Genomic DNA, 20498 nt, shown 5'->3' on the forward strand with positions numbered 1-20498 from the left:
ACTGCGTGCGAATAATGGATAAATATCCATCACTTAAACGAAAAATAGTGTTGCAGTACTTTACATTGCGAAAGGCCATCATTAATATACAAACCTGTTCGGAGGGATGGCTGAGCGGTTGAAAGCACCGGTCTTGAAAACCGGCAAGGGTTAATAGCCCTTCTAGGGTTCAAATCCCTATCCCTCCGCCACATACCGAAAAGCCGCTGATTACTCAGCGGCTTTTTTGATCGTGTAAAGACAGATCCCATCAACATATTCCGCACCTTGTTCCGATCCTACATCTTCCTATTTGATACCGTAAGACGGGTATTACACTGCTTGGCCGCGTTTTTGATTTAGACAGGAAACCTGATTACAAGCTACAAGGAGGAATTGATGAGGGTAACGCTACCGCCACCAGAACTGCAGGACTCCGATTCGCTAGTTCATTGTATTTTGTCGCGTCGCAGTATTCGGGAATATTCAGACGGCGCGTTACCGCTTAGTGTGCTCTCTCAGTTACTTTGGGCTGCGCAAGGAGTCACGGACGCCAATTGTAAAAAAGCGACCCCCTCAGCCGGAGGCCTGTACCCGCTCCATATTAGACTTGTCGTCAGTCGTGTTACCGGGCTGGCCGCTGGATTGTATGATTATCATGGTGACAGCCATTCGCTTGAACAAGTAGAGAGCGGTGTGCCGCACGATATGCATAGCATTGGTATCGGAAACCAGCCTTGGTTAAGTGAGGCGTCGGTCGTTATGGGAGTAGCGGCAACGCTTGAAGAGGCCACGCAGCATTTTTACTCGCAGCATCCTTTGGGCGAACGTGGTACACGCTATGTGTATATGGAAAGTGGCGCATTGGCGCAAAATGTTCACTTACAAAGCACGGCACTAGGCGTCGGCTTTGTGCTGGTTGCTGGGTTTGACGATTCGTTGACTAAGCGTGCGCTGAAACTAGCCGATAACTTGGCCCCCACTGCGTTACTGTGTATCGGCCATTTGGATGCGTCTTTTTAATCGATAAGCTGTGACGCTCGGGAAGGTGAGTTGGTTCGCTTTCCCGAGCGGCGCCTATCATGCTATTTCCGTCGTTCTTTCACGGAATGGTAGCCAATTCCCCAATTGTTCAGATTGACCTCCTCAATGATCACGAACGTTGTCTCTGGATTTTTGTTGAGTGTATCGACAAGTAACTGTGTCGTGCCTCGGATTAGCTGCTGCTTTTGTGCGTCTGTTACACCTTCATCGGTGATTTTGATGTTTACGTAAGGCATATCATGCTCCTATGTCATGAGGGATAGTCTGCATACATCTTGCTGACAATTGTCCATTGATTGTTTTCTCGAACCAGCCCGAGGTAGTCTAGATAGTGTTGGTCGAGCAACGGGCATGAGACCTTAACCATTGCTTGATTGCCCATTACTTCAATGGCTAACACTTGGTACGCGAATGGATAGCCTGCGTCCCGAGGAGTAGGGCGAGTGCGCACCAGCTGCAACCATTGATCGCGTGTGCGACGAATACCGGGTGACATCAACACTATTTGAGGGTCAAAAATGCGTGCCAACTTCTGCGTATCCGCGTGATGTAATCCCTCAAAGTACTGCTGTACGACATCTAACACGGTAAGAAAAGCGCCCGACTCTTGTGTCATAGGAACTCCTTATTGGCTATTTTGTTGTTCAGCGTTGACTGAAGCGATAAAGCTTGGTCTGGATTGTACGCGAGCCAACATCGCTTGGGTGTTAGGGCTTAGTTGAATATCCACTGGGAACAGTGCGCCCCATTGCGCATAAACGGTTAGCATAATATCTGCTGCAGAGACCTCATCGCCGCCCAAATAAGGCTGAGATTGCAGGCGTGACTCTACAATGTGCCATAGTCGAGATATCTCTTGCGCGGCCGCAGAAAACAAGGTGGTGAAAGGCTCGGATTCTGTCGCGTGCTGGTTAAGAAAAAACAGACGGCCATAGGCGGGATGCATAGTCGCATTAGCGAACATGATATCGGTTAACGCTTTTTGCTGATTATCGGCATCCGTTGGCATGAAAGGGGAAGGATAGGTATTAAGTAAGTGCCACATAATCGCGGCGCCTTCGGTTAACACGTTCTCTTTGTGCAATAACGTCGGGACGGAATTGACTGGATTAATCTCGCTTATCGAGTCAACGTTCATTTTATTGATCAGTTCAAAAGGTTGGTCTAGTTCGCGCAAGATGACTTGTGTCGCAAGAGAGCAGGCGCCAGGAAGATAATAGAGTGTATACATTGAAAAGCTCCATTGATTGTGTGATGGGTTGTCGTTGTTGACATAACGACTATAGAGCTTGAGGTTGTGTGAATATATGCGCGCAATGAGAATGCATTGTGCTTAATTTGAGAATAATAATGGATAAACTACGAGCGATGAGGCTGTTTGTTCGCGTAGTGGAAATGGGCAGTTTTACACAGGTAGCCGATGAGTACAGCCTAGCTAAATCACTCGTGAGTAAAGAAATAAGCCGTCTTGAATCGTCGCTAGGTGCGAGGCTGTTACAACGCTCAACGCGCCGATTAAACCTTACGCATGTTGGCGAAGCGTATTTACAACAGTGTCGAGAGATCCTAGATAAATTGGATCAAGCTGAGTCGTTGGTCCAGCAAAGCCATACCCAGCCCAGCGGAAAGCTAAAAGTGACCGCCTCGATGACGATGGGGGTGACCATATTAGGAGAAGCATTTGCTGAGTTTATGCGGTGTTACCCGGCCGTTGAGCTGGAAACTGTCTTAAGTGACGACACGCTTGATCTTATTACCAACGGCTTTGATATCGGGTTTCGAGCCGCAAGCCGGTCGTTTGACTCGAGTTACGTTGGAAAACCGTTGACGACATTCCGTTATCGAATTTGCGCATCACCTGCATATCTTCAGGCCAACGGTGGCATTGAGCATCCTGAGCAGCTTACAGAACATAACTGCTTTGAATATAGCTATTTTCGGGGCCGAAATACTTGGCCTATTGGCACTGATGGCGGGGTAGATATTGGTGGGACGCTCAAAGCGAATAGTACGCTATGGATTCTTGAGGCGATTAAAAAAGGTCTTGGCGTAGGCTTTTTACCCGATTTTGTTTGCGATAACGCGATACAGGATGGCGAGATTATCGAAGTGCTCGACGACTTTCCACGTCCAGAATTAACGCTATATGCGTTATACCCCAACCGACAATTTGTGCCTCCACGCGTGATACATTGTATTGAATTTATGGAACAATGGTTCAAGCAACGAAGGGGATAATTAGCTCCCCACAAGCGCCCCTATGAGAGGGCTATTGGGTCGGGGTTACATATTGTTCGTGTTGAAAACACACATGTTGGATGAATGCTTAACACCTGACGAAATACAGGGCACTGATTAGCGGCGTGTGGCGCGAGTGTATGGTTGACCCCTATATCAAAGAGTCAGTATTTCACTGGCAACTATTTCCCCCTTGTTCTTTACTTTGTTTTCTGCGGATTGCGAATACAAAGAGGAACGTCCATGAAAACATTACTCTGTCTTTTAGGTTTTTTCTTTAGCTTTGGTGTGTTGGCCGATGCGCAACCCAGCGTTGTAAACGGGCAAGTAACGGACATCGCAGAAGACCACATGATGGTATCCACCAGTGATGGTCTTTATAAAGTTGTGGCTGACCCTGACATGCTTGATGAGCTTGAACCTGGCATGAACGTTGAGGTCACTGGCGAGCATCACATGCAGGCCAGTGAGGTGCGTATAGATCATAAAAACCGCAAAAACCCATTGGGGTAATAACCTTGCCTGAAAAGTTGGGCGATGGCGTGCTAGAATTCATCTTAATGCGCAAATATATGAATATTCGCGTTTTTGTTTGAGCATTATGAACACGGAACTGTCATGTCTGAATTTACACGTACGCCGTTGCCTTTGCCGCCTGACTTTGATCGCGACAACGACCAGTTACTGCTTCACTCTTGTTGTGCCCCTTGTTCGGGCGAGGTGATGGAAGCCATTGAAGCGAGTGGGATCCGTTACAGCATCTTTTTTTATAATCCCAACATACATCCTGCTAAAGAATACGAAATTCGCAAGCAGGAGAATATTCGTTTTGCAGAAGACCATGACGTGCCGTTTATCGATATGGATTACGACACCGATAACTGGTACGCCAGAGCAAAGGGGATGGAGTTTGAACCCGAGCGCGGAATACGATGTACCATGTGCTTTGATATGCGGTTCGAGCGTACCGCGCTATATGCCGCCGAACATGGTTTCCGGTTTATCAGTAGTTCACTGGGTATCTCGCGCTGGAAGAACATGCAGCAAATTAATGATTGTGGCCATCGCGCAGCCGCTCCCTATCCAGATGTCCAATACTGGGATTACAACTGGCGCAAGCAAGGCGGTAGCCAGCGCATGATAGAAATCAGCAAGCGCGAGCGTTTTTACCAGCAGGAATACTGCGGGTGTATTTATTCGCTACGGGATACAAATAAACACCGCCTAGCGCAAGGACGTGAGCGAATTAAGCTCGGCGTGCAATACTACGGCGACGATTAAAATTAAACTGCTGACAATAGCGAAAGGCGCCGTTTGGGCGCTTTTCACCATTGATGAAGAACACCCACCACATTGCAATGTGTGCGCAAACTAACAGCTTGGTGATGCTTTTCCTTACAGGTTGGGCAGAACCTCCTAACATGTTAATAATTTGTACCGTACGATAAAGGCCCCGTGACCGAACTGATCTCCCACCCCGAATGGCTACTGCTTGTACTGGCTCCCGTGTTTTTCTTATGCATGTTGGGAGAGTACTGGGTGGCGCTGCGCCGAGGAAAACTGGGCGACAATGCCCGTTATTACGTGCCAGAAGTGCTTTGCAATTTTACCTTAGCGGGGTTGCATCAAGCTACAGACTTACTGACCGGGTTGCTGATTGCCAAAATTTATTTGTGGTGGTTTGGCTGGCGGCTGTTCGATATTGAGATGTCGGTAAGTTTGTTCTTATTACTGATGGTCGCGCAGGATTTTTGTTATTACTGGTTTCACCGCGCTAGCCATCGTGTGCGCTGGATGTGGGCGGCGCACGTGGTGCACCATAGCTCAGAGCGGATGAACTTTAGTACCGCGTTTCGCCAAAGCTTAATGTACCCGCTGGCAGGGATGTGGCTGTTTTGGCTGCCGCTGGTGGTGATCGGATTTCCGCCGCAATGGGTGGTGTTTGTTGTACTGCTGAATTTAGGGTTACAGTTTTTTGTTCACACTCAATGGATAAAGACACTGGGACCTGTGGAGTGGATTTTTAATACCCCGTCTCATCATCGCGTTCATCATGGCGTAAATCCTCAGTACATCGACAAAAATTACGCGGGCATTTTAATCATTTGGGACAAGCTATTTGGCACCTTCGAGCCGGAATCTGAGTCGGTGCGCTATGGGATCCCCAAGCCAGTGAACAGCTTTAACCCTCTGGTGGTGACTTTTGCAGAATGGAAACAAATGTGGCGAGACGCCACGCAGCCCAATCTGAGTTTCCGACAACGATGGCAGTGCTTGTTTGCACCACCAGAACAAGCACAAGGTCACACGATAGACGTGGAAGCATCACGTGAGAGATAGCGGTTTTCCATCGTGTGGGCAAGCTAACATATTCTAAGAAAATAACCCTTTATTCTCATAGGGTTATTTTTAGAACTCAGCTTGTCAGGAGCCCCGCATGACAGACGCTATGCATGCCATTGTTACCCATCCGCACTTAACCCCATCGCAGAAAACGTTAGCGCTCGCTGCGCAAGCCGATGCGGCTTTGCCCTACGTACCTTGCAGCCGAGCGCTCGTGGCTGCGATGGAGCAGGGTGTGATTGGCGATATGTTTGAGGGTCACGCTCCCTTTAAACCGCGTTATGTGTTGCCTGATTATGCCCGCTTTTTAAAACGCGGGTCGGAGTATTTGGCGTTAACGCCGGCAACCGATCTAGAGGATGCGCTGATGAAGCTCATGGTGCTTTACCATCATGTGCCTTCGGTGACCAATATTCCGGTGTTTTTGGGCTACCTCGATCAACTCTTGCTGCCATATTGCGAGGATGTGAGTGATGAACATTTGTATCAAGCGCTGAAGCGATTCTGGATCCAGCTCGATAGAACACTGCCAGACGCATTTATGCATGCCAATATTGGCCCAGATGATAATCGTGTTTGTCGCATGATTTTGCGCATCGACGCAGAACTGCAGCAAGTCGCTCCAAACCTGACCTTAATGGTGGATCCGTCTCGTACCCCGCGCACCCTAGTTCGGCAGGCGACAGATAACATCATTGCCTGTAGCAAGCCACATATTGCTAACTGGCCGGTACACCAAGCCACATTTGGTGATGCAGAGGCTCACTCGCCCAATATGGGGATTGTGAGCTGTTACAACGCGCTACCGATTGGAGGCGGTGCGAACACCTTGGTGCGCCTTAATTTAAAAAAAGTTGCAGAAGAAGCCAATGATCTCTCGACATTGCTCTCGCACACCTTGCCACATTACGGTGCATTGATGGTGGAGCTGATCGATGCACGCAGTCACTTTCTGCATCAAGAATCGCACTTTTTTAATAGCTTTCTGGTGCAGGAAGGCTTAATTGATGAGAAAAAATTTGTCCCCATGTTTGGCGTGTACGCGATGGCTGAAGCGGTCAATACTCTAATGGCACGCCAAGGCCTACGTGGCGAATATGGTCACGATGCAGCGGCGAATGAGATGGCACACGATATCACCAAAGCATTGAGTACGTTTGTAGCAGAGACTCCAGTGAAGTATGGCTGGCGTGGGCGAGCGTTGCTGCATGCGCAAGGTGGGTTATCCATTGACCAAGGGACCACTCCGGGGGTGCGGATTCGTTACGGTTATGAACCGGATCCTGTCACCCATTTACAGGCGCTTGCGCCATTACACCCTTACTTTGAAGCGGGTGTGAGCGAGATCCTGACATTGGATGACACCATTAAAGGTAATCCTGATGCATTAACCGATTTATGTTTAGGGGCGCTGCAATCCGGGCTGCGTGAATTCACTGCGAATACAGATGGGAATGATCTTGTGCGTATCACCGGCTATATGGTGAAAAAGTCGGAGATTGCCCAGTTTAAACAATCGGGCTCTCGCACCAATACCACGGTATTGGGCGCAGAAGCTTCTGAGATGACGACAGTGACAGCGCGGCAGCCAAGAGTCGTGAGTGCGGAATTTCTCGCGGGCGCGCGTTGGACAGACACACATGAGCCATCCTAAGCAGGAGAAAATATTGGGGCCAGTGGCTCGGGTGGCGAGTGTGTTGCCCTATTCCTGTGTCGATGGTCCCGGTAATCGGATGGTGTTTTTTCTGCAAGGTTGCCAATTTCGTTGCCCAGGGTGCCACAACCCTGAAACCATTGAACGTGACAGTGTAAGCGCATTCGATATGTCTTTGGCCGAGGCGGTGACGGCGATTTATCAACAACGGCACTTTATTCGTGGCATTACAGTCAGTGGTGGTGAGGCCAGTCTGCAATGGCGCTTTGTCCGCGCGCTTTTTCACGCGGTCAAACAGCACCCTGAATTAGCCCACCTTACATGCTTAATCGACACTAATGGCGGTGTGTCATGTCAGCGTTGGCAGGCGTTGTCATCCTACATGGACGGTGCCATGGTGGATATGAAAGCATGGGGTGATGACACGCATCGGGCCTTGACCGGACATTCGTCCCGCCGTGTGCGTGACAGCCTAAGTTGGCTGGCGAAGCAGGGAAAATTGCAGGAAGTGCGGCTGTTACTGATCCCCGGGTATACCGACTGGCAAGCTAATCTGTCGCCACTCTGTGCCTATTTATATGATTTGCAGCAAATGCAGTTGGCGCAGGGAAATGTGTTTTCCGTGCGTTTAAATGGCTTTCACCGCGCAGGTGTGACGGGTGATGCCAGTAATTGGCCAGAGGCAACACACGCGCATCTCGATACCATAAAAACCGCCTTGCAAACGGCAGGACTGCAAACCGTGACCATGCCACCACCTGAGTTACTGACGACTGAGGCAAGTAAATTCAACGTTTAATGAAGAAGTGGGATATTTAGAATATTGCTAAACTAGGTACTTTTGCACTTTGTCGCTACTGAGTGAGCGCTTTGGCGTAGAATCCCAATTTGAATAACGATAGCAACGGCCGTTACCGCGGCGGCAGCGTAGACAAGCTGAGTCACCGAAAGACCGTGGCCGAGCCACAAACCACCTAATAGGGTACCCACCGCACCTCCTAAATAGTTTGACGAACTATTCAGTGCAACCACCGCGGCGCTGTGCTCCGGTTGGAGGCTAATCAGCGTATGTTGCTGTGGCGCAAGCGACGACCAACCAGCGGCGCCCCACAAGAAGAAGGGTAAAAAGGCCATTATTGCAGTTAACGACAAACTGCTCGGAATACTCAAGCTATTAGGAATGCTAAAGATAGCCACACACATCAGCGTCAGTACGGCGAGCAGGATTGCCTTTGGATGTTTTACCCAGTCGATGATATGGCCGATGGTGAAGCTACCCACCATGCCGCCTAGCCCCCAAACCCATAAATAGGGTGTGAGGTTAGTGTGTTGTGTGATGCCCGTAATCACAGGTGCGAGGTAAGCGTAAAGCCCCAAGCTAGCGACAGCAGTCAGGAAGGTGACAGCAATGGTGGCAGACACCGAGCGATTGGCGAGCAATGCGACACGCGCTTTCAGCGATGGCGGTGGCGCGACACAGATATGGGGCACCCCAAGCAGCACCCCAATCAAGCCAATAAGCGCGATACCGACTACAACGGCGAAAACGCCTTGCCACCCCAGCCAAGTGGCGAGAGCAAGACCGGCTGGTACGCCGATGACAGTACCTGCGCTCATGCCACCCAGTAACAGTCCTAGTGCGCGACCTTTCTTTTTTGCAGGTACCAAAGAGGCGGCACTCGCCGCCGCTAAAGGTGAGAAAATACCGGCGCCGATACCGGCCAGCGCGCGGCTTGCCAGCAACATGTTTAAGTGCGTGCTGAATATCGTGACAAGGTTAGCGAAGATAAACACCAGCATCGATAGCACGAGCGCCTTTTTGGTTGGAAAGCCGGCTAATAATGTCGCGAGTACTGGTGCGGAAAGGGCGTAGCACAACGTAAAAGCCGTCACCATCTGTGCGGTTTGTGCTTCTGTGATCTGAAAACTGGTCGAAATGTCCGGAATAATTCCTGCCACGACATAGGCATCCATCCCGAACGCAAACATGGCAATGGGTAAAAATAAAATGTTTTTCATGGGCATCCTAGCGCGTGAGTTTTTGAAAAGTCGCGTATGTGTCGCCATTTAGCGTGCGATGGCGAGGGGATAAAAGCGAGTACCTGTGTTATGCGTTAGGAATGTAACAAAATGTGACTAGAAGCTTCAATAACAACCCATTGAAATAGATTGTGATGGAAAGGCAACTATTTTTGACAATATAAACAAAGCTTTATGCGGAAGGGGAACGGACTCGACCACCGGATGAGCCGGTGGTCGACTTACTACTTAAACGTTAGAAGTGATAGCTAATCATCGCTTGGGCTGCCCATTGGTTCGCGCTATCTACGATTGGCGAATCGGCAATGTCGCTGCCTAGGCGGGTATATTGAGAACTTTGGCTAATATCCCATTTCTCGCCAAGTGGCATCACGAGTTTATAACCAACATTGTAAGCAAAACTGTCATCACCTTTGTACGCGGCGCGTTGTGCGGTGGCTTCGCTGTCTTTCACGCCAAAGTAGTGGTCAACATAGTCTTTGCTCAACCAATCAACACCTGCATAAGGTACAAAGTCCACTTTACCGATATGGGTGAGGTGCATGTACTTCATGCCTGCGTTATAGCCTTTGTATTCGCCGGTAATATCGTGTCCAACATACGTAGACAGCACACCACCTTTACCGGTATTGATGTCTAAGTTCAGGCCAGCATCAATGGCTGGATCGCGTGTTTGCATGCCTTTTAGGCTATCGGCATCTTTGCTTTTGTAGCCAGGGGTTAAATGACCGATATAGGCGTTTAGGTTAAAGGTGTCATCATTTTTACCTAAAAAGCGATAATTGAGTCCATTGTTGAGGTCAGCGTTAAAGTTCTCACCATGATAACCAATGTTAAATTGTGGATAGGTAACTAAATCCTGATCTTTGTAAAGATCACTGGTGGTGCCAATGCCCACGCCAACAACCGCTTGACCTTCGTGTGAGTAGATGTTTCCGTTACGAATATAGGTGTCGCCAGCATATGCAGTACTAGAGGCGATCGCTGCGATAACAATTGCAAGTTTTTTCATGATTACTTCCTTTAATAATGTATTGACCGCTTGGGTGATGAAGAATGTAATCGCAGCCGTGGCAAGAGAGTATCCTCAGTTCGTCCAGACATTGTCTGACCTCTGTCAGAGTAGGAATCAGTTGAATCAGCTAGGCAATTGGTATACTTGTTACCTTTTAGTGATGATGTGACGAATCAAAATGGAAGAGAAACTGCACCTGTTTGTGGTCGAGGATGACCCCAAAATGCGCGCATTGTTAACGGAATACTTCGAAGCGCAAGATTATACCGTAACCGCATTGGCAGAGGGCACAGGCGCGGCAGAGCAAATATTGGCAGCACAGCCTGATTTGGTATTGCTGGATCTCATGCTGCCCGGCGACGATGGGCTGACAATTTGCCGACAGATCCGCAATGGTTATCACGGTAGAATTTTGATGTTAACCGCCAGTGATGACGATTTTGATCATGTGGCAGCGTTGGAAATTGGGGCCGATGACTTTGTCAGTAAACCGATTAAACCCCGCGTGCTTATGGCGCGTGTGCGTATGCTGTTGCGTCGTCAATCAGAGGCAGCTATGCAGTCTACGCCGTCAGGGCTACTGCAATATGGTGGCCTCGTGCTCAATCAAGCGCGCCGGCAATGCCAACTGGATGAACAAAGTATCACGTTAACGGAAAGTGAGTTTGATCTTCTCTGGCAATTGGCCTCGCACCCCGATGCCGTGCAGTCGCGAGATACGCTTACCCAAGCACTACGCGGGATTGAGTACGATGGTATCGACCGAACTGTGGACAACAAAATCGTCACGCTGCGCAAAAAACTGATGGATGATTCTGCCAGCCCCCGCCGAATTATTACGGTACGGGGCAAAGGCTATTTATTTGTGCCCGACACCTGGTAATAACAACCAGGTTGCGATTTGGGTTTGGATTGAGGTAGGGGCATGCGCCGCATTTATTTGGAGTTCTTCTTTGGCTTGGTCATCATTTTCTTCGCGAGTTTGGTGACGTATGTCGTTTTAGTCTATGAAATAGCAGAAGATCATGAGGCGATCCTTCTTCAGCATCGCGCAGATGGTCTGGTGGATATGCTCGATATCATAGAGGCCACCTCTGGCACGGATGCCGCGCTTGATGCACTCAATGTGTATACCAATAAAGCAGAATTTAAGCTAGAAACCCACTCAGCGAGTGCGCTACCAAAAGCCGTGAAAGCGTTTTTTGACCGTACGGATAGGCAGTTCGATGTCTACTACGATGATGACGATAAATTATGGTTTCATCTTGCGGATCAACAGACGTTTTATGCGATGCAAGAGGACGCTGAATCGCCGCTTTACCGAGATATTGAATTCGAAGAGAACCTGTTGATCGTCTTCCTCTTTATCGGATTTGCGATTTATAGCTTTTTTATGGTGTGGTTTTTAAGTCGACGCGTTCGTGCGCTGGAGAAAACGGCATTGCAATTCGCCAGTGGTGATTTAACTGCCCGCGCGTCGACACGGAGCCATCTTCGCGTTGGATCGCTGAATCGCACCTTTAATCATATGGCTGAGCGTATTGCCAACCTTGTCAGCAGTAGCCGTGCCTTGACCAACGCGGTTGCACATGAATTGCGTACTCCCGTGTTTCGTATCCAGTGGCAAGCAGAGCTGTTGAGTGAGAGTGCGCTGGACAATAAGCAGCAACAAAAAGTCGCCAGTATCATTGAGGATACCGATGAAATGGCATCATTGGTTGATGAGCTTCTGTATTTGGCCCGTGTCGATCATCCTAATACGCTCTTTACGCCGCAAACGCTGGAGACGTCTGTGTGGATGAAAGAGCAATGGCCACGTTGGCAAACGTTGAGCACCAAGTCCATGAGCTTGGATGCACCGCAGGACTTGCCGCGTGTTGAGGCGGATCCGCACTTGTTAAAACGGGTGATCACCAACTTAATTGGTAATGCAGAGAAGTATGCGACCAGTCAAATAGCTGTGCGTGTGTATTGTGAGGACACACAGCTGGTGATTGCGGTCCACGATGATGGTGAGGGCGTGGAATCATCACACTGGCCGTTTATCTTTGATGCCTTTTACAGTGTGGATCGTTCCCGCGATAAAAAGCGTTCCGGCTATGGCTTGGGGTTGGCGATCGTCAAGCAAATTGTCATTCGTCACGGCGGCCATGTTGAGATTGACCATAGTGATTTAGGCGGCGCATGTTTTCGGGTCATCCTATCCCTACAAACATGATGTCACCCTGCCAGTGCTAAGTTGAGAGGGCGGTATTCGTCGCCAACGGGTATTTCGCGTATAATACCGCCCACATCGACAACATTAGGGGCACTATGAAACACCGTACCTTCGTCTTTATCGGCATGGCGATTCTTGCTGTGACCGTCACCATTTTGATCTCGTGTCAGCGCCCCCAAGCTCCCCTTGTTCCTGATTTCCAATCGTTTGCTGCGGGGGCAGAGCGCAAGCAGGCGTTTTTTGATTATTTCACCCCTGTGGTTAATGCAATCAATAGCCAAATACTGGCGGATCGCACCGCATTAATGGCATGGCATGCACGTAAGAGTGAGTTAAGTAGCCGAGAAATAAAACGCGTCCAAGCGCTTGCTGAACAGTATGAGCTGGCAGACTTCGATGTCGGTCACGACGCGGATTGGATGGCATTGATCCAAAGGGTGGATATCATTCCGCCGTCGTTAGTGTTAGCGCAGGCAGCCAATGAGAGTGCGTGGGGCACGTCGCGGTTTGCACGGGAAGGGAATAACTACTTCGGCCAGTGGTGCTTCAGTAAAGGCTGTGGACTGGTGCCCAAGCAACGTGCGGAAGGGAAAGTGCACGAAGTCGCAGCCTTTGATAACCCGCAAACCTCGGTACAAAGCTACGTCAACAACTTGAATACCCATGCCGCGTATCAAGGGCTACGCGAGATCCGCGCCAACCTGCGTGAGCAGAATAAACCGCTGTCTGGCACAGCACTTGCCAATGGATTAGTACGCTATTCAGAGCGAGGCCAAGCCTATGTGGACGAGTTACAAGCGATGATCCGCCACAACCAACTGGACATGCTCGACCAGCCATCTTCCTCATCCAATAACGACTAGGAAAGCCAATGATTACCCGTTTGCCTCGGTGGGTTGAAGCCGGGGCGTTTGTGTTAGCACTGATCGCCGGTACCATCAATGCGATCGGTTTGTTGGGCTTTGAACATCAAGCTGTGTCGCACGTGTCAGGCACCGCAACGCAATTTGGCTCGGGGTTGTTTGCAGGCCAATGGACACAAGTTATCCAATTGGGTGGCTTATTGTTGGCTTTTTTCCTCGGTGCTGCGATTTCCGGATGCTTATTGCATGGCAGCACGCTTAAATTGGGCCGCCATTACGACTCGGCACTGTTTGTCGAAGCTGGGCTGATTATGGTGGCGTTTTATTTTCTTTCTCGCGGGTTTGCCATTGGTCAGTTAGCCGCCTCGGCAGCGTGCGGCTTGCAGAATGCGATGGCGACCACCTACAGCGGCGCGATTGTGCGATCAACCCACTTAACTGGCATCTTTACCGATTTAGGATTGATGCTAGGGGGGAAGCTGCGCGGCAATCCAGTGGATAAGCGCAAACTGATGCTCTTTTTACTGATCGCGTCTGGCTTTATCGTCGGCGGGGTAGTGGGCGCAGCGCTCTTTGCGCACTTCCATTTTGCTGCCCTGCTGTTTCCCGCAGGGTTATGTTTTGTGGTGGCTCTGTGTTATCGCGGGTATATGACACGCCAGCGTTTAGTGACCGGCACTAGCAGCAAGTAATTATACAACCTATTAACAATGCGCGTTTTCGCGCATTTTTTAATGTATTTGTTGTGCATCGCATCGATTTTGATCATTTCACCCACTCTTCACGGTGATTGTCGAGCCAACTCCTTGTGGCGATGGTTTCCCGTGTCACCATTCGCGCGTCTTTTGGCGGCTAAAAGTTTGTCTTAAATCAAACAAGTGTGAGTTTGCGTTTCGAATTCGCGCATTATGTGATGATCTCGCCGTCTTTGTGACACGGAAAATGCCACACTCCCGTTACGATACAGTAACAAGGAGGCCCCATGCCAAATAGCCAGTATATTGAAACGGATGTGGTCATCATCGGTGGGGGTGCAACCGGCACCGGCATCATGCGAGATTGCGCACTGCGTGGCATCTCATGCATTTTGCTCGAACGTGACGATATCGCGGCTGGGACATCGGGGCGCAACCATGGCTTGCTGCATTCCGGGGCTCGTTACGCGGTCACAGACACCGAATCGGCCCGTGAATGCATTCAAGAAAACACCATCCTTAAATCCGTTGCTCGCCACTGCGTGGAAGATACCAGCGGACTCTTTATCACCTTGCCGGAAGATGATTTAGCATACCAAGACACCTTTATTGCCAGTTGCGATAAAGCCGGTATTCCGACCCGAAAACTGACACCACGTGAAGCATTAGCGTTCGAACCCAACGCGAATCCGGCGATGATTGGTGCAGTGCAGGTGCCGGATGGCATTATCGATCCGTTTCGCTTGTGTGCCGCGAATGTGTTGGACGGCAAAGAGCACGGCGCCAAGGTGTTTAACCATACCCGAGTGATGGGATTAATTCGTCAAGGGGCGACGGTGCAAGGCGTCCAGTGTTTGCATACCCTCACCGGCGAGCGTTTTGCCATTATGGCCAAGCAAGTGATCAATGCCGCAGGGATTTGGGGACAGACAATCTGCGAGTATGCCGATCTGAATATCAAAATGTTCCCCGCCAAGGGCTCATTGCTGATCCTCGACTATCGGATTAACAACCGAGTGATCAACCGCTGTCGTAAGCCAGCAGACGCTGACATCTTGGTGCCTGGTGACACCATTTCTTTAATCGGCACCACCTCTGAGCACATCGAGTACGATCAGATTGATAAGCTCGCGGTGACGCCACAAGAAGTGGATGTGCTGATGCGTGAAGGGGCTAAACTCGCTCCCATTATGGCCAATACACGCGTGTTGCGCGCCTACGCGGGCGTACGGCCGTTGGTTTCGGTAGATGATGATGGCAGTGGCCGTAATATCAGTCGTGGCATTGTGTTAATCGACCACCAAGCACGCGATGGGCTGGAAGGCTTGATCACTATCACTGGTGGTAAGCTCATGACCTATCGTTTGATGGCCGAGCAAGCCACAGACTTGGTGGCTGAAAAGCTGGGTAACCGCAACCGCTGCCAAACTGCGACCCGTCCGCTACCGGGCTCTGAGCCTTCTAAAGGGATCCGTAAAGCCAGCGCCAGCTTGGTAAAACCTGTCTATCAATCCGCCTATTACCGTCATGGTGAGCGCGTTAGCCATTTTTTAGATGAAAGTGACGACAGCCAAGCGGTGATTTGCGAATGCGAAATGGTGACCAAGGGCGAGGTGAACTATGCGATTCAATCGCTGGATGTGAAAAATCTCACCGATCTGCGTCGGCGCACCCGTCTGGGCATGGGGCCTTGTCAGGGTGAGCTGTGCAGCTATCGTGCCGCCAGCTTATTCAGTGAATTGGCTGGAGTAGATGGCCAAGCCAGCGCAGGGCTGCTGGTGGACTTTCTCGAAGAGCGCTGGAAAGGCGTGAAACCCATTTTTTGGGGTGATGCGCTACGCGAAGCCGAATTTAGTTATTGGATTTATCAAGGATTATTTGGCGCCGGTGAGGTGTCAACGCCGCCGAAGACACCACACAGTAGCGCTGAGATAAAGCGTGCTACATCGTCGATGTCAGCGGCTGATCAGGAGGTATCACAATGATCCACTACGATATCGCAGTGATTGGTGGCGGCATTGCCGGGTTTACTGCCGCATTGCGGTCACTGGAAGCGGGCAAGAAAACCGTGATGATTAGCGCCGGACAAAGCGCGCTGCATTTTTCTTCAGGCTCGATTGATGTATTGGGCCATTTTCCCAATGGCGAGCCGGTCAGTCAGCCTTTTGAAGCGATTCCGAAACTGGTGCGCCAACATCCTGAGCATCCGTATGCCAAAGTCAGCCTAGATGAGATCACCCAGTCACTCGCTTGGTTCCAACACCAACTGAGTGCGCAAAAGGTGTGTCTGTATCATCAAGAAGATAATGCCAACCACGGCCGTATTACGCCTCTGGGCACTGTGCGGCCGACGTGGCTGTCGCAAGGGCATGTGTATCAGCATCGCGGCCCGCGACGTTTCTCTGGTTTGTGTTTTGTCGTCATTGAAGGCTATCGCGATGCACAGCCGACCTTAGCGAAAGATACCATTACCGCCCAGCGTGATTTTGCATCCTGCCCAAGTCGCACCATTACTTTGTCGATTCCGGGTGCCGAGCGATTACGCCGCAACCGCAACGAGCTGCGCTCGGTGGATCTTTCCCGTTTATTGGCTGAACCTGAGGCCTTTGACAGCCTGTGCGAGCAGTTAATTGCGCAATCCGGCCCAGATGAGCTGGTGATTTTACCCGCCATCATTGCCGATGTGGCAGGTGAGCGAGGTATGGATGCGCTGAAACAGCGCACCGATCGTTGTTTTCACGAAGTGCCGACCATGCCGCCCTCGCTGCTGGGGATCCGTATTGAGCGTGCGTTACAGCGGGCCTTTGCTAGCGCGGGTGGAGTATTGCTGCGTGGCGATCAAGTGACCGGTGGCGAGTTTGACGACAACGGTCGCCTTACCGCCTTGCATACGCGTCAGCTCGAAGATATTCCCTTAACTGCAGAGGCGGTGATCTTGGCCACGGGTAGCTACTTTAGTCGCGGTCTCAATGCCGATCGCACTCAGGTGAGCGAACCGACGTTGGGGTTAGATATGGTGCAAAGCCCTGATCGGAGCGAGTGGCACAACGACGACTTTTTCAGTCAGCAAAGCCACCCCTTTATGGCGTTTGGCATTAACACCGACAACCAACTGCGGCCCACCGCACGCGGCAAACGTTGCCAAAACCTGTTTGTGTGTGGTGCGGTACTTAGTGGTTACGACCCCGTCTATGAAGGCTGTGGCGGTGGTGTCGCGATTGCAACCGGCTACGCCGCCGCGCAACGTGCTCTCGCTGTGATGGCGAACGCTAAGGAGGCGTCCCATGCTAACTGAATGGCTGAAACAGCGTGACTATAGCGACCATGCGCCGCAACCCACCAGTTTTGACCAATGCATTAAATGCACGGTCTGTACTGTGTATTGTCCGGTATCAAAAGCGAACCCAGCGTATCCTGGCCCCAAAGAGTGCGGCCCAGATGGTGAGCGCCTGCGGATCAAAAACCCTGAGTATTATGATGATCTGCTCAAGTTATGCACCAACTGCAAACGCTGTGAGACCGCCTGTCCTTCCGGGGTAAAAATTGGCGATATCATTGCGGTGGCGCGCGGCAAGCACGGCAAGAAAAACATCAATCCTAAGCTGATGCGTGATTACGTGCTGAGCCATACCGACTTGTTTGGCACGCTTGCTAATCCAGTCGCGCCACTGGTCAACGTGATGACCGATCTGAAACCGGTGAAAGCGGTGATGCATGCCACGATTGGGGTGGATAAACATAAATCTCTACCCAAGTATTCTTTTGGCACCTTTCGGCGCTGGATGAAAAGCCAAGCGGCGGCACAAGCGGATTATCCCAAACAAGTCAGTTACTTCCACGGTTGCTATGTGAATTTTAACAACCCGCAGCTTGGGAAAGACTTAGTGAAAGTGATGAATGCGATGGGGTATGGCGTGCAATTGCTCGAGAAACATAAGTGCTGTGGCGTGCCTCTAATTGCCAATGGCTTTTACGATAAAGCGCGCCGCAACGCGACCGCCAATACCGCGATGATTGCCGACGCGGTTGCCGAAGAGCGCCCTGTGATCGCCACTTCATCATCGTGTGCGCTGACGTTAAAAGAAGAGTATCCCCATGTACTGGGAGTAGATAACGCTCATGTGGCAGGGCAAATCAGTTTTGTGACCCGCTTTTTACTCAAAGCGGCCATGAATGGCGAGATGCCCAAGCTCAACCCAATTAATAAACGGGTGGTTTACCATACCCCTTGTCACTTGGAGCGCAGTGGTAATGCGATGTTTACCATTGAGCTATTGCGTATGATCCCGGGATTAGAGGTGATTGTGCTCGATAGCGAGTGTTGTGGCTTGGCAGGTACCTATGGGTTTAAAACCGAGAACTATCAAACCTCGATTGCCATTGGCAGTGGCTTGTTTGCTCAGATTGAAGCCGCGCAGGCGGATTTTGCGATCACTGACTGTGAAACCTGTAAATGGCAAATTGAAGAAAACACGTCGCTGGAAGCCTTGCATCCGGTGAGTGTGCTAGCGATGGCCGTTGGAGAGCCAGCAGCGTCGTAGTATTCGTCGCAAAGAAAAACGCCACCCAATGCGGTGGCGCTTTTGTTACGTGCCCAGTCAGATTTACTGCTTAGCTTGCGATGTGCTCGATGCAGTCGATTTACCCATCGACTCTTCAAGCAAAGATTTCAGCACACTGATTGTCATGAGGATCAGAAGAATACTGATAGGTAATGCGGTGACCATATTGGCCGTTTGCAGTGCTTTCAAGCCGCCTGCGACCAACAGCACGGCGGCAACCGCCCCGATCATCGACCCCCAAAAAATACGGAAACGCTTCGGTGGATGCTCATTGCCCATTGAAAGGATCGTGGTAAGCACCAGCGTGCTAGAGTCCGACGAGGTGATAAACCAGCTAAATAGCAAGAAAATCATCATGGCATTGAGGATCCATCCCGTGATGCCACCGCCGGTGATCCCATCGGCACTGGCAAAGAGTGCAGCGGGTAAGTCCCAGCTATTCACCAAATCAATGATCCCTGCGCTACCAATCCCAGTGTCAGCGACAAGCTCTTGATGTAGGGCATTACCACCAAAGATAGCGAGCCAAGCAAAAATCATCAGTGTCGGCGCGCACAGCACACCAAAGATAAATTCGCGTAGGGTACGACCGCGTGAAATACGCGCAATAAACAGGCCAATAAAGGGCGCCCACGCAATCCACCATCCCCAGTAGAAAATGGTCCACGCGTTTTGCCATGCAGAAGGGCCTTGCTCATCAGGGAACCACAGTCCCATTGGCATAAAGTTCACCAAGTAGTCACCCAGCGAGACGCCAAAAATCTGAATCAGCCAAGCTGTCGGGCCACCAAACAGGAAGTAGGCGATCACAAGGGCCGAGACAATAATGTTCCATTCAGAGATAATCCGAATCCCTTTACCCACGCCAGATAGCGCAGACATAATGGAAGCCACAGAGATCAGCGCAATGAGTATTACCTGAGTGACTACGCCGGGATCAATCCCAAATAAACGATCCAGCCCCACGGCAATTTGGCTGACGCCTAACCCCAGTGAGGTCGCAACCCCAAATACACAACCCAGCACGCCAAGAATATCGATGGCATGCCCCATCGGGCCATAAATACGCTCACCAATGAGTGGATAGACGGTCGAACGTAGGGCCAGAGGCAGTTTCTTACGAAACGAAAAATAGGCCAACGCGAGCCCGACAATCACATACACCGCCCAGCCATGAAAGCCCCAATGGAAATAGGTAACTCGCAACGCATCGGCGGCACGGTCAAAGCCCATGGTGGTCGCCCCAGCCATATCGGCATACGGGTTGTTGGGGTAGCCGAACGCACCACTTGTATCAAAGTAGAACGTGGGTTCGGCTACCCCAAAAAACAGTACGCCAATCCCGACACCAGCCGAAAAAAGCATGGCTAACCAAGAAAACGTGCTGAACTCGGGGCGATCGTCATCATCTCCCAGACGGATGCTGCCTAAGCGCGTGACGGCAATGATCAAACTGGTCGTGAGAAGCAGCACTAGCACCATCATGTAGTACCAACCAAAGGTGGATTCGACCCAGCCTCGTGCAGTTGCAAAAATCGTGGCAGCAAGATCGGTGTTAAAGCCTGTAAACAGAACGAAGGCGAAAACCAGAAGGGTAGCGGCGATCATCATATTTTTGTGAACGCCTTTGAAAAGGCCGCTTTGGGTTACGCGGTTTTCAAATGGGTGGTAAGTCGGGCGCATTGATTCGGCGCCGGGTGTACTTCGTGTACGTTGCGTTGACATGAATAACTCCTCTTTCAAACGCGAAAAATTAGGGTAGCGGTAAGCGCTAATGGTGCTCCTTAAACAAGCGGAAAAATTGACGAACTATCGGCTCGCCGCATGGCTGCTGTCGGCAAAAATTG

Annotated in this window: 20 protein-coding genes and 1 tRNA gene; 15 read left to right on the forward strand and 6 right to left on the reverse strand. The window is 50.6% G+C overall.

Annotation, left to right across the window (positions count from 1 at the left end):
- Positions 1–100: 100 nt before the first annotated feature.
- Positions 101–191: transfer RNA gene (locus tag BZJ17_RS04700), tRNA-Ser, on the forward strand.
- A 187-nt stretch (positions 192–378) separates the two neighbouring features.
- Positions 379–1002: a SagB/ThcOx family dehydrogenase gene (locus BZJ17_RS04705; RefSeq protein WP_077639935.1), complete on the forward strand. Its 624-nt coding sequence runs from the start codon at positions 379–381 to the stop codon at positions 1000–1002.
- A gap of 62 nt (positions 1003–1064) precedes the next feature.
- Here the strand turns inward: BZJ17_RS04705 and BZJ17_RS04710 are convergent, their stop codons facing one another.
- From BZJ17_RS04710 to BZJ17_RS04720, 3 genes are read right to left on the reverse strand one after another with little or no spacing between them, the layout of a single operon-like run.
- Positions 1065–1259, reverse strand: a complete 195-nt coding sequence (locus tag BZJ17_RS04710) for a 4-oxalocrotonate tautomerase family protein (protein WP_077639936.1) — start codon at positions 1257–1259, stop codon at positions 1065–1067.
- A gap of 14 nt (positions 1260–1273) precedes the next feature.
- Complete coding sequence (locus BZJ17_RS04715; protein ID WP_077639007.1) at positions 1274–1639, reverse strand: nuclear transport factor 2 family protein; 366 nt, start codon at positions 1637–1639, stop codon at positions 1274–1276.
- A 9-nt stretch (positions 1640–1648) separates the two neighbouring features.
- The gene (locus BZJ17_RS04720) at positions 1649–2254 is read right to left on the reverse strand and encodes a glutathione S-transferase family protein (RefSeq protein WP_077639937.1); all 606 of its coding nucleotides are present in this window, start codon (positions 2252–2254) and stop codon (positions 1649–1651) included.
- A gap of 119 nt (positions 2255–2373) precedes the next feature.
- On the opposite strand from BZJ17_RS04720, the gene BZJ17_RS04725 reads away from it, so the two are divergent.
- The 6 genes from BZJ17_RS04725 (at position 2374) to BZJ17_RS04750 (ending at position 8057) form a co-directional block, all read left to right on the forward strand.
- Entirely contained in the window at positions 2374–3261 is an 888-nt protein-coding gene (locus tag BZJ17_RS04725; RefSeq protein WP_077639938.1) for a LysR family transcriptional regulator, read from the forward strand.
- Between the two features lie 243 nt (positions 3262–3504).
- Entirely contained in the window at positions 3505–3774 is a 270-nt protein-coding gene (locus BZJ17_RS04730; protein WP_077639939.1) for a hypothetical protein, read from the forward strand.
- Between the two features lie 105 nt (positions 3775–3879).
- Entirely contained in the window at positions 3880–4542 is a 663-nt protein-coding gene (locus BZJ17_RS04735; protein WP_077639940.1) for an epoxyqueuosine reductase QueH, read from the forward strand.
- Between the two features lie 174 nt (positions 4543–4716).
- Complete coding sequence (locus tag BZJ17_RS04740; RefSeq protein WP_077639941.1) at positions 4717–5601, forward strand: sterol desaturase family protein; 885 nt, start codon at positions 4717–4719, stop codon at positions 5599–5601.
- 97 nt (positions 5602–5698) lie between these two features.
- The gene (locus BZJ17_RS04745; RefSeq protein WP_077639942.1) at positions 5699–7258 is read left to right on the forward strand and encodes a YjjI family glycine radical enzyme; all 1560 of its coding nucleotides are present in this window, start codon (positions 5699–5701) and stop codon (positions 7256–7258) included.
- Entirely contained in the window at positions 7245–8057 is an 813-nt protein-coding gene (locus tag BZJ17_RS04750) for a 4Fe-4S cluster-binding domain-containing protein (RefSeq protein ID WP_198534094.1), read from the forward strand. Before BZJ17_RS04745 ends, BZJ17_RS04750 begins: the two co-directional genes overlap by 14 nt.
- 32 nt (positions 8058–8089) lie before the next feature.
- Here BZJ17_RS04750 and BZJ17_RS04755 read toward each other — a convergent pair whose 3' ends face one another.
- Together BZJ17_RS04755 and BZJ17_RS04760 are read right to left on the reverse strand one after the other, a co-directional pair.
- Positions 8090–9277, reverse strand: a complete 1188-nt coding sequence (locus BZJ17_RS04755; protein WP_077639943.1) for an MFS transporter — start codon at positions 9275–9277, stop codon at positions 8090–8092.
- 256 nt (positions 9278–9533) lie between these two features.
- Positions 9534–10310, reverse strand: coding sequence for a MipA/OmpV family protein (locus BZJ17_RS04760; protein WP_077639944.1), 777 nt, complete (start codon positions 10308–10310; stop codon positions 9534–9536).
- A gap of 181 nt (positions 10311–10491) precedes the next feature.
- Here BZJ17_RS04760 and BZJ17_RS04765 point away from each other — a divergent pair, with 181 nt between their 5' ends.
- From BZJ17_RS04765 to glpC, 7 genes are all read left to right on the forward strand, one after another.
- Positions 10492–11196: a response regulator gene (locus BZJ17_RS04765; RefSeq protein ID WP_077639945.1), complete on the forward strand. Its 705-nt coding sequence runs from the start codon at positions 10492–10494 to the stop codon at positions 11194–11196.
- A gap of 42 nt (positions 11197–11238) precedes the next feature.
- On the forward strand, positions 11239–12531 hold the full coding sequence (locus BZJ17_RS04770) for an ATP-binding protein (protein ID WP_077639946.1): 1293 nt from the start codon (positions 11239–11241) through the stop codon (positions 12529–12531).
- 95 nt (positions 12532–12626) lie between these two features.
- Positions 12627–13394, forward strand: coding sequence for a glucosaminidase domain-containing protein (locus BZJ17_RS04775; RefSeq protein ID WP_108743777.1), 768 nt, complete (start codon positions 12627–12629; stop codon positions 13392–13394).
- A gap of 8 nt (positions 13395–13402) precedes the next feature.
- The gene (locus BZJ17_RS04780) at positions 13403–14086 is read left to right on the forward strand and encodes a YoaK family protein (RefSeq protein ID WP_077457854.1); all 684 of its coding nucleotides are present in this window, start codon (positions 13403–13405) and stop codon (positions 14084–14086) included.
- A gap of 290 nt (positions 14087–14376) precedes the next feature.
- A complete protein-coding gene (gene glpA, locus BZJ17_RS04785; protein ID WP_077639947.1) occupies positions 14377–16074 on the forward strand; it encodes an anaerobic glycerol-3-phosphate dehydrogenase subunit A in 1698 nt (565 codons plus the stop codon).
- A complete protein-coding gene (glpB, locus tag BZJ17_RS04790) occupies positions 16071–17384 on the forward strand; it encodes a glycerol-3-phosphate dehydrogenase subunit GlpB (protein WP_077639948.1) in 1314 nt (437 codons plus the stop codon). The genes glpA and glpB overlap by 4 nt, the downstream gene beginning before the upstream one ends.
- The gene (gene glpC, locus BZJ17_RS04795) at positions 17374–18630 is read left to right on the forward strand and encodes an anaerobic glycerol-3-phosphate dehydrogenase subunit GlpC (RefSeq protein ID WP_077639949.1); all 1257 of its coding nucleotides are present in this window, start codon (positions 17374–17376) and stop codon (positions 18628–18630) included. The genes glpB and glpC overlap by 11 nt, the downstream gene beginning before the upstream one ends.
- A gap of 63 nt (positions 18631–18693) precedes the next feature.
- Here the strand turns inward: glpC and BZJ17_RS04800 are convergent, their stop codons facing one another.
- Entirely contained in the window at positions 18694–20376 is a 1683-nt protein-coding gene (locus BZJ17_RS04800; protein ID WP_077639950.1) for a BCCT family transporter, read from the reverse strand.
- Positions 20377–20498 lie beyond the last annotated feature (122 nt).

Origin of the sequence: Salinivibrio sp. IB574, from assembly GCF_001996205.1 — a bacterium.
GTDB lineage: Bacteria > Pseudomonadota > Gammaproteobacteria > Enterobacterales > Vibrionaceae > Salinivibrio > Salinivibrio proteolyticus.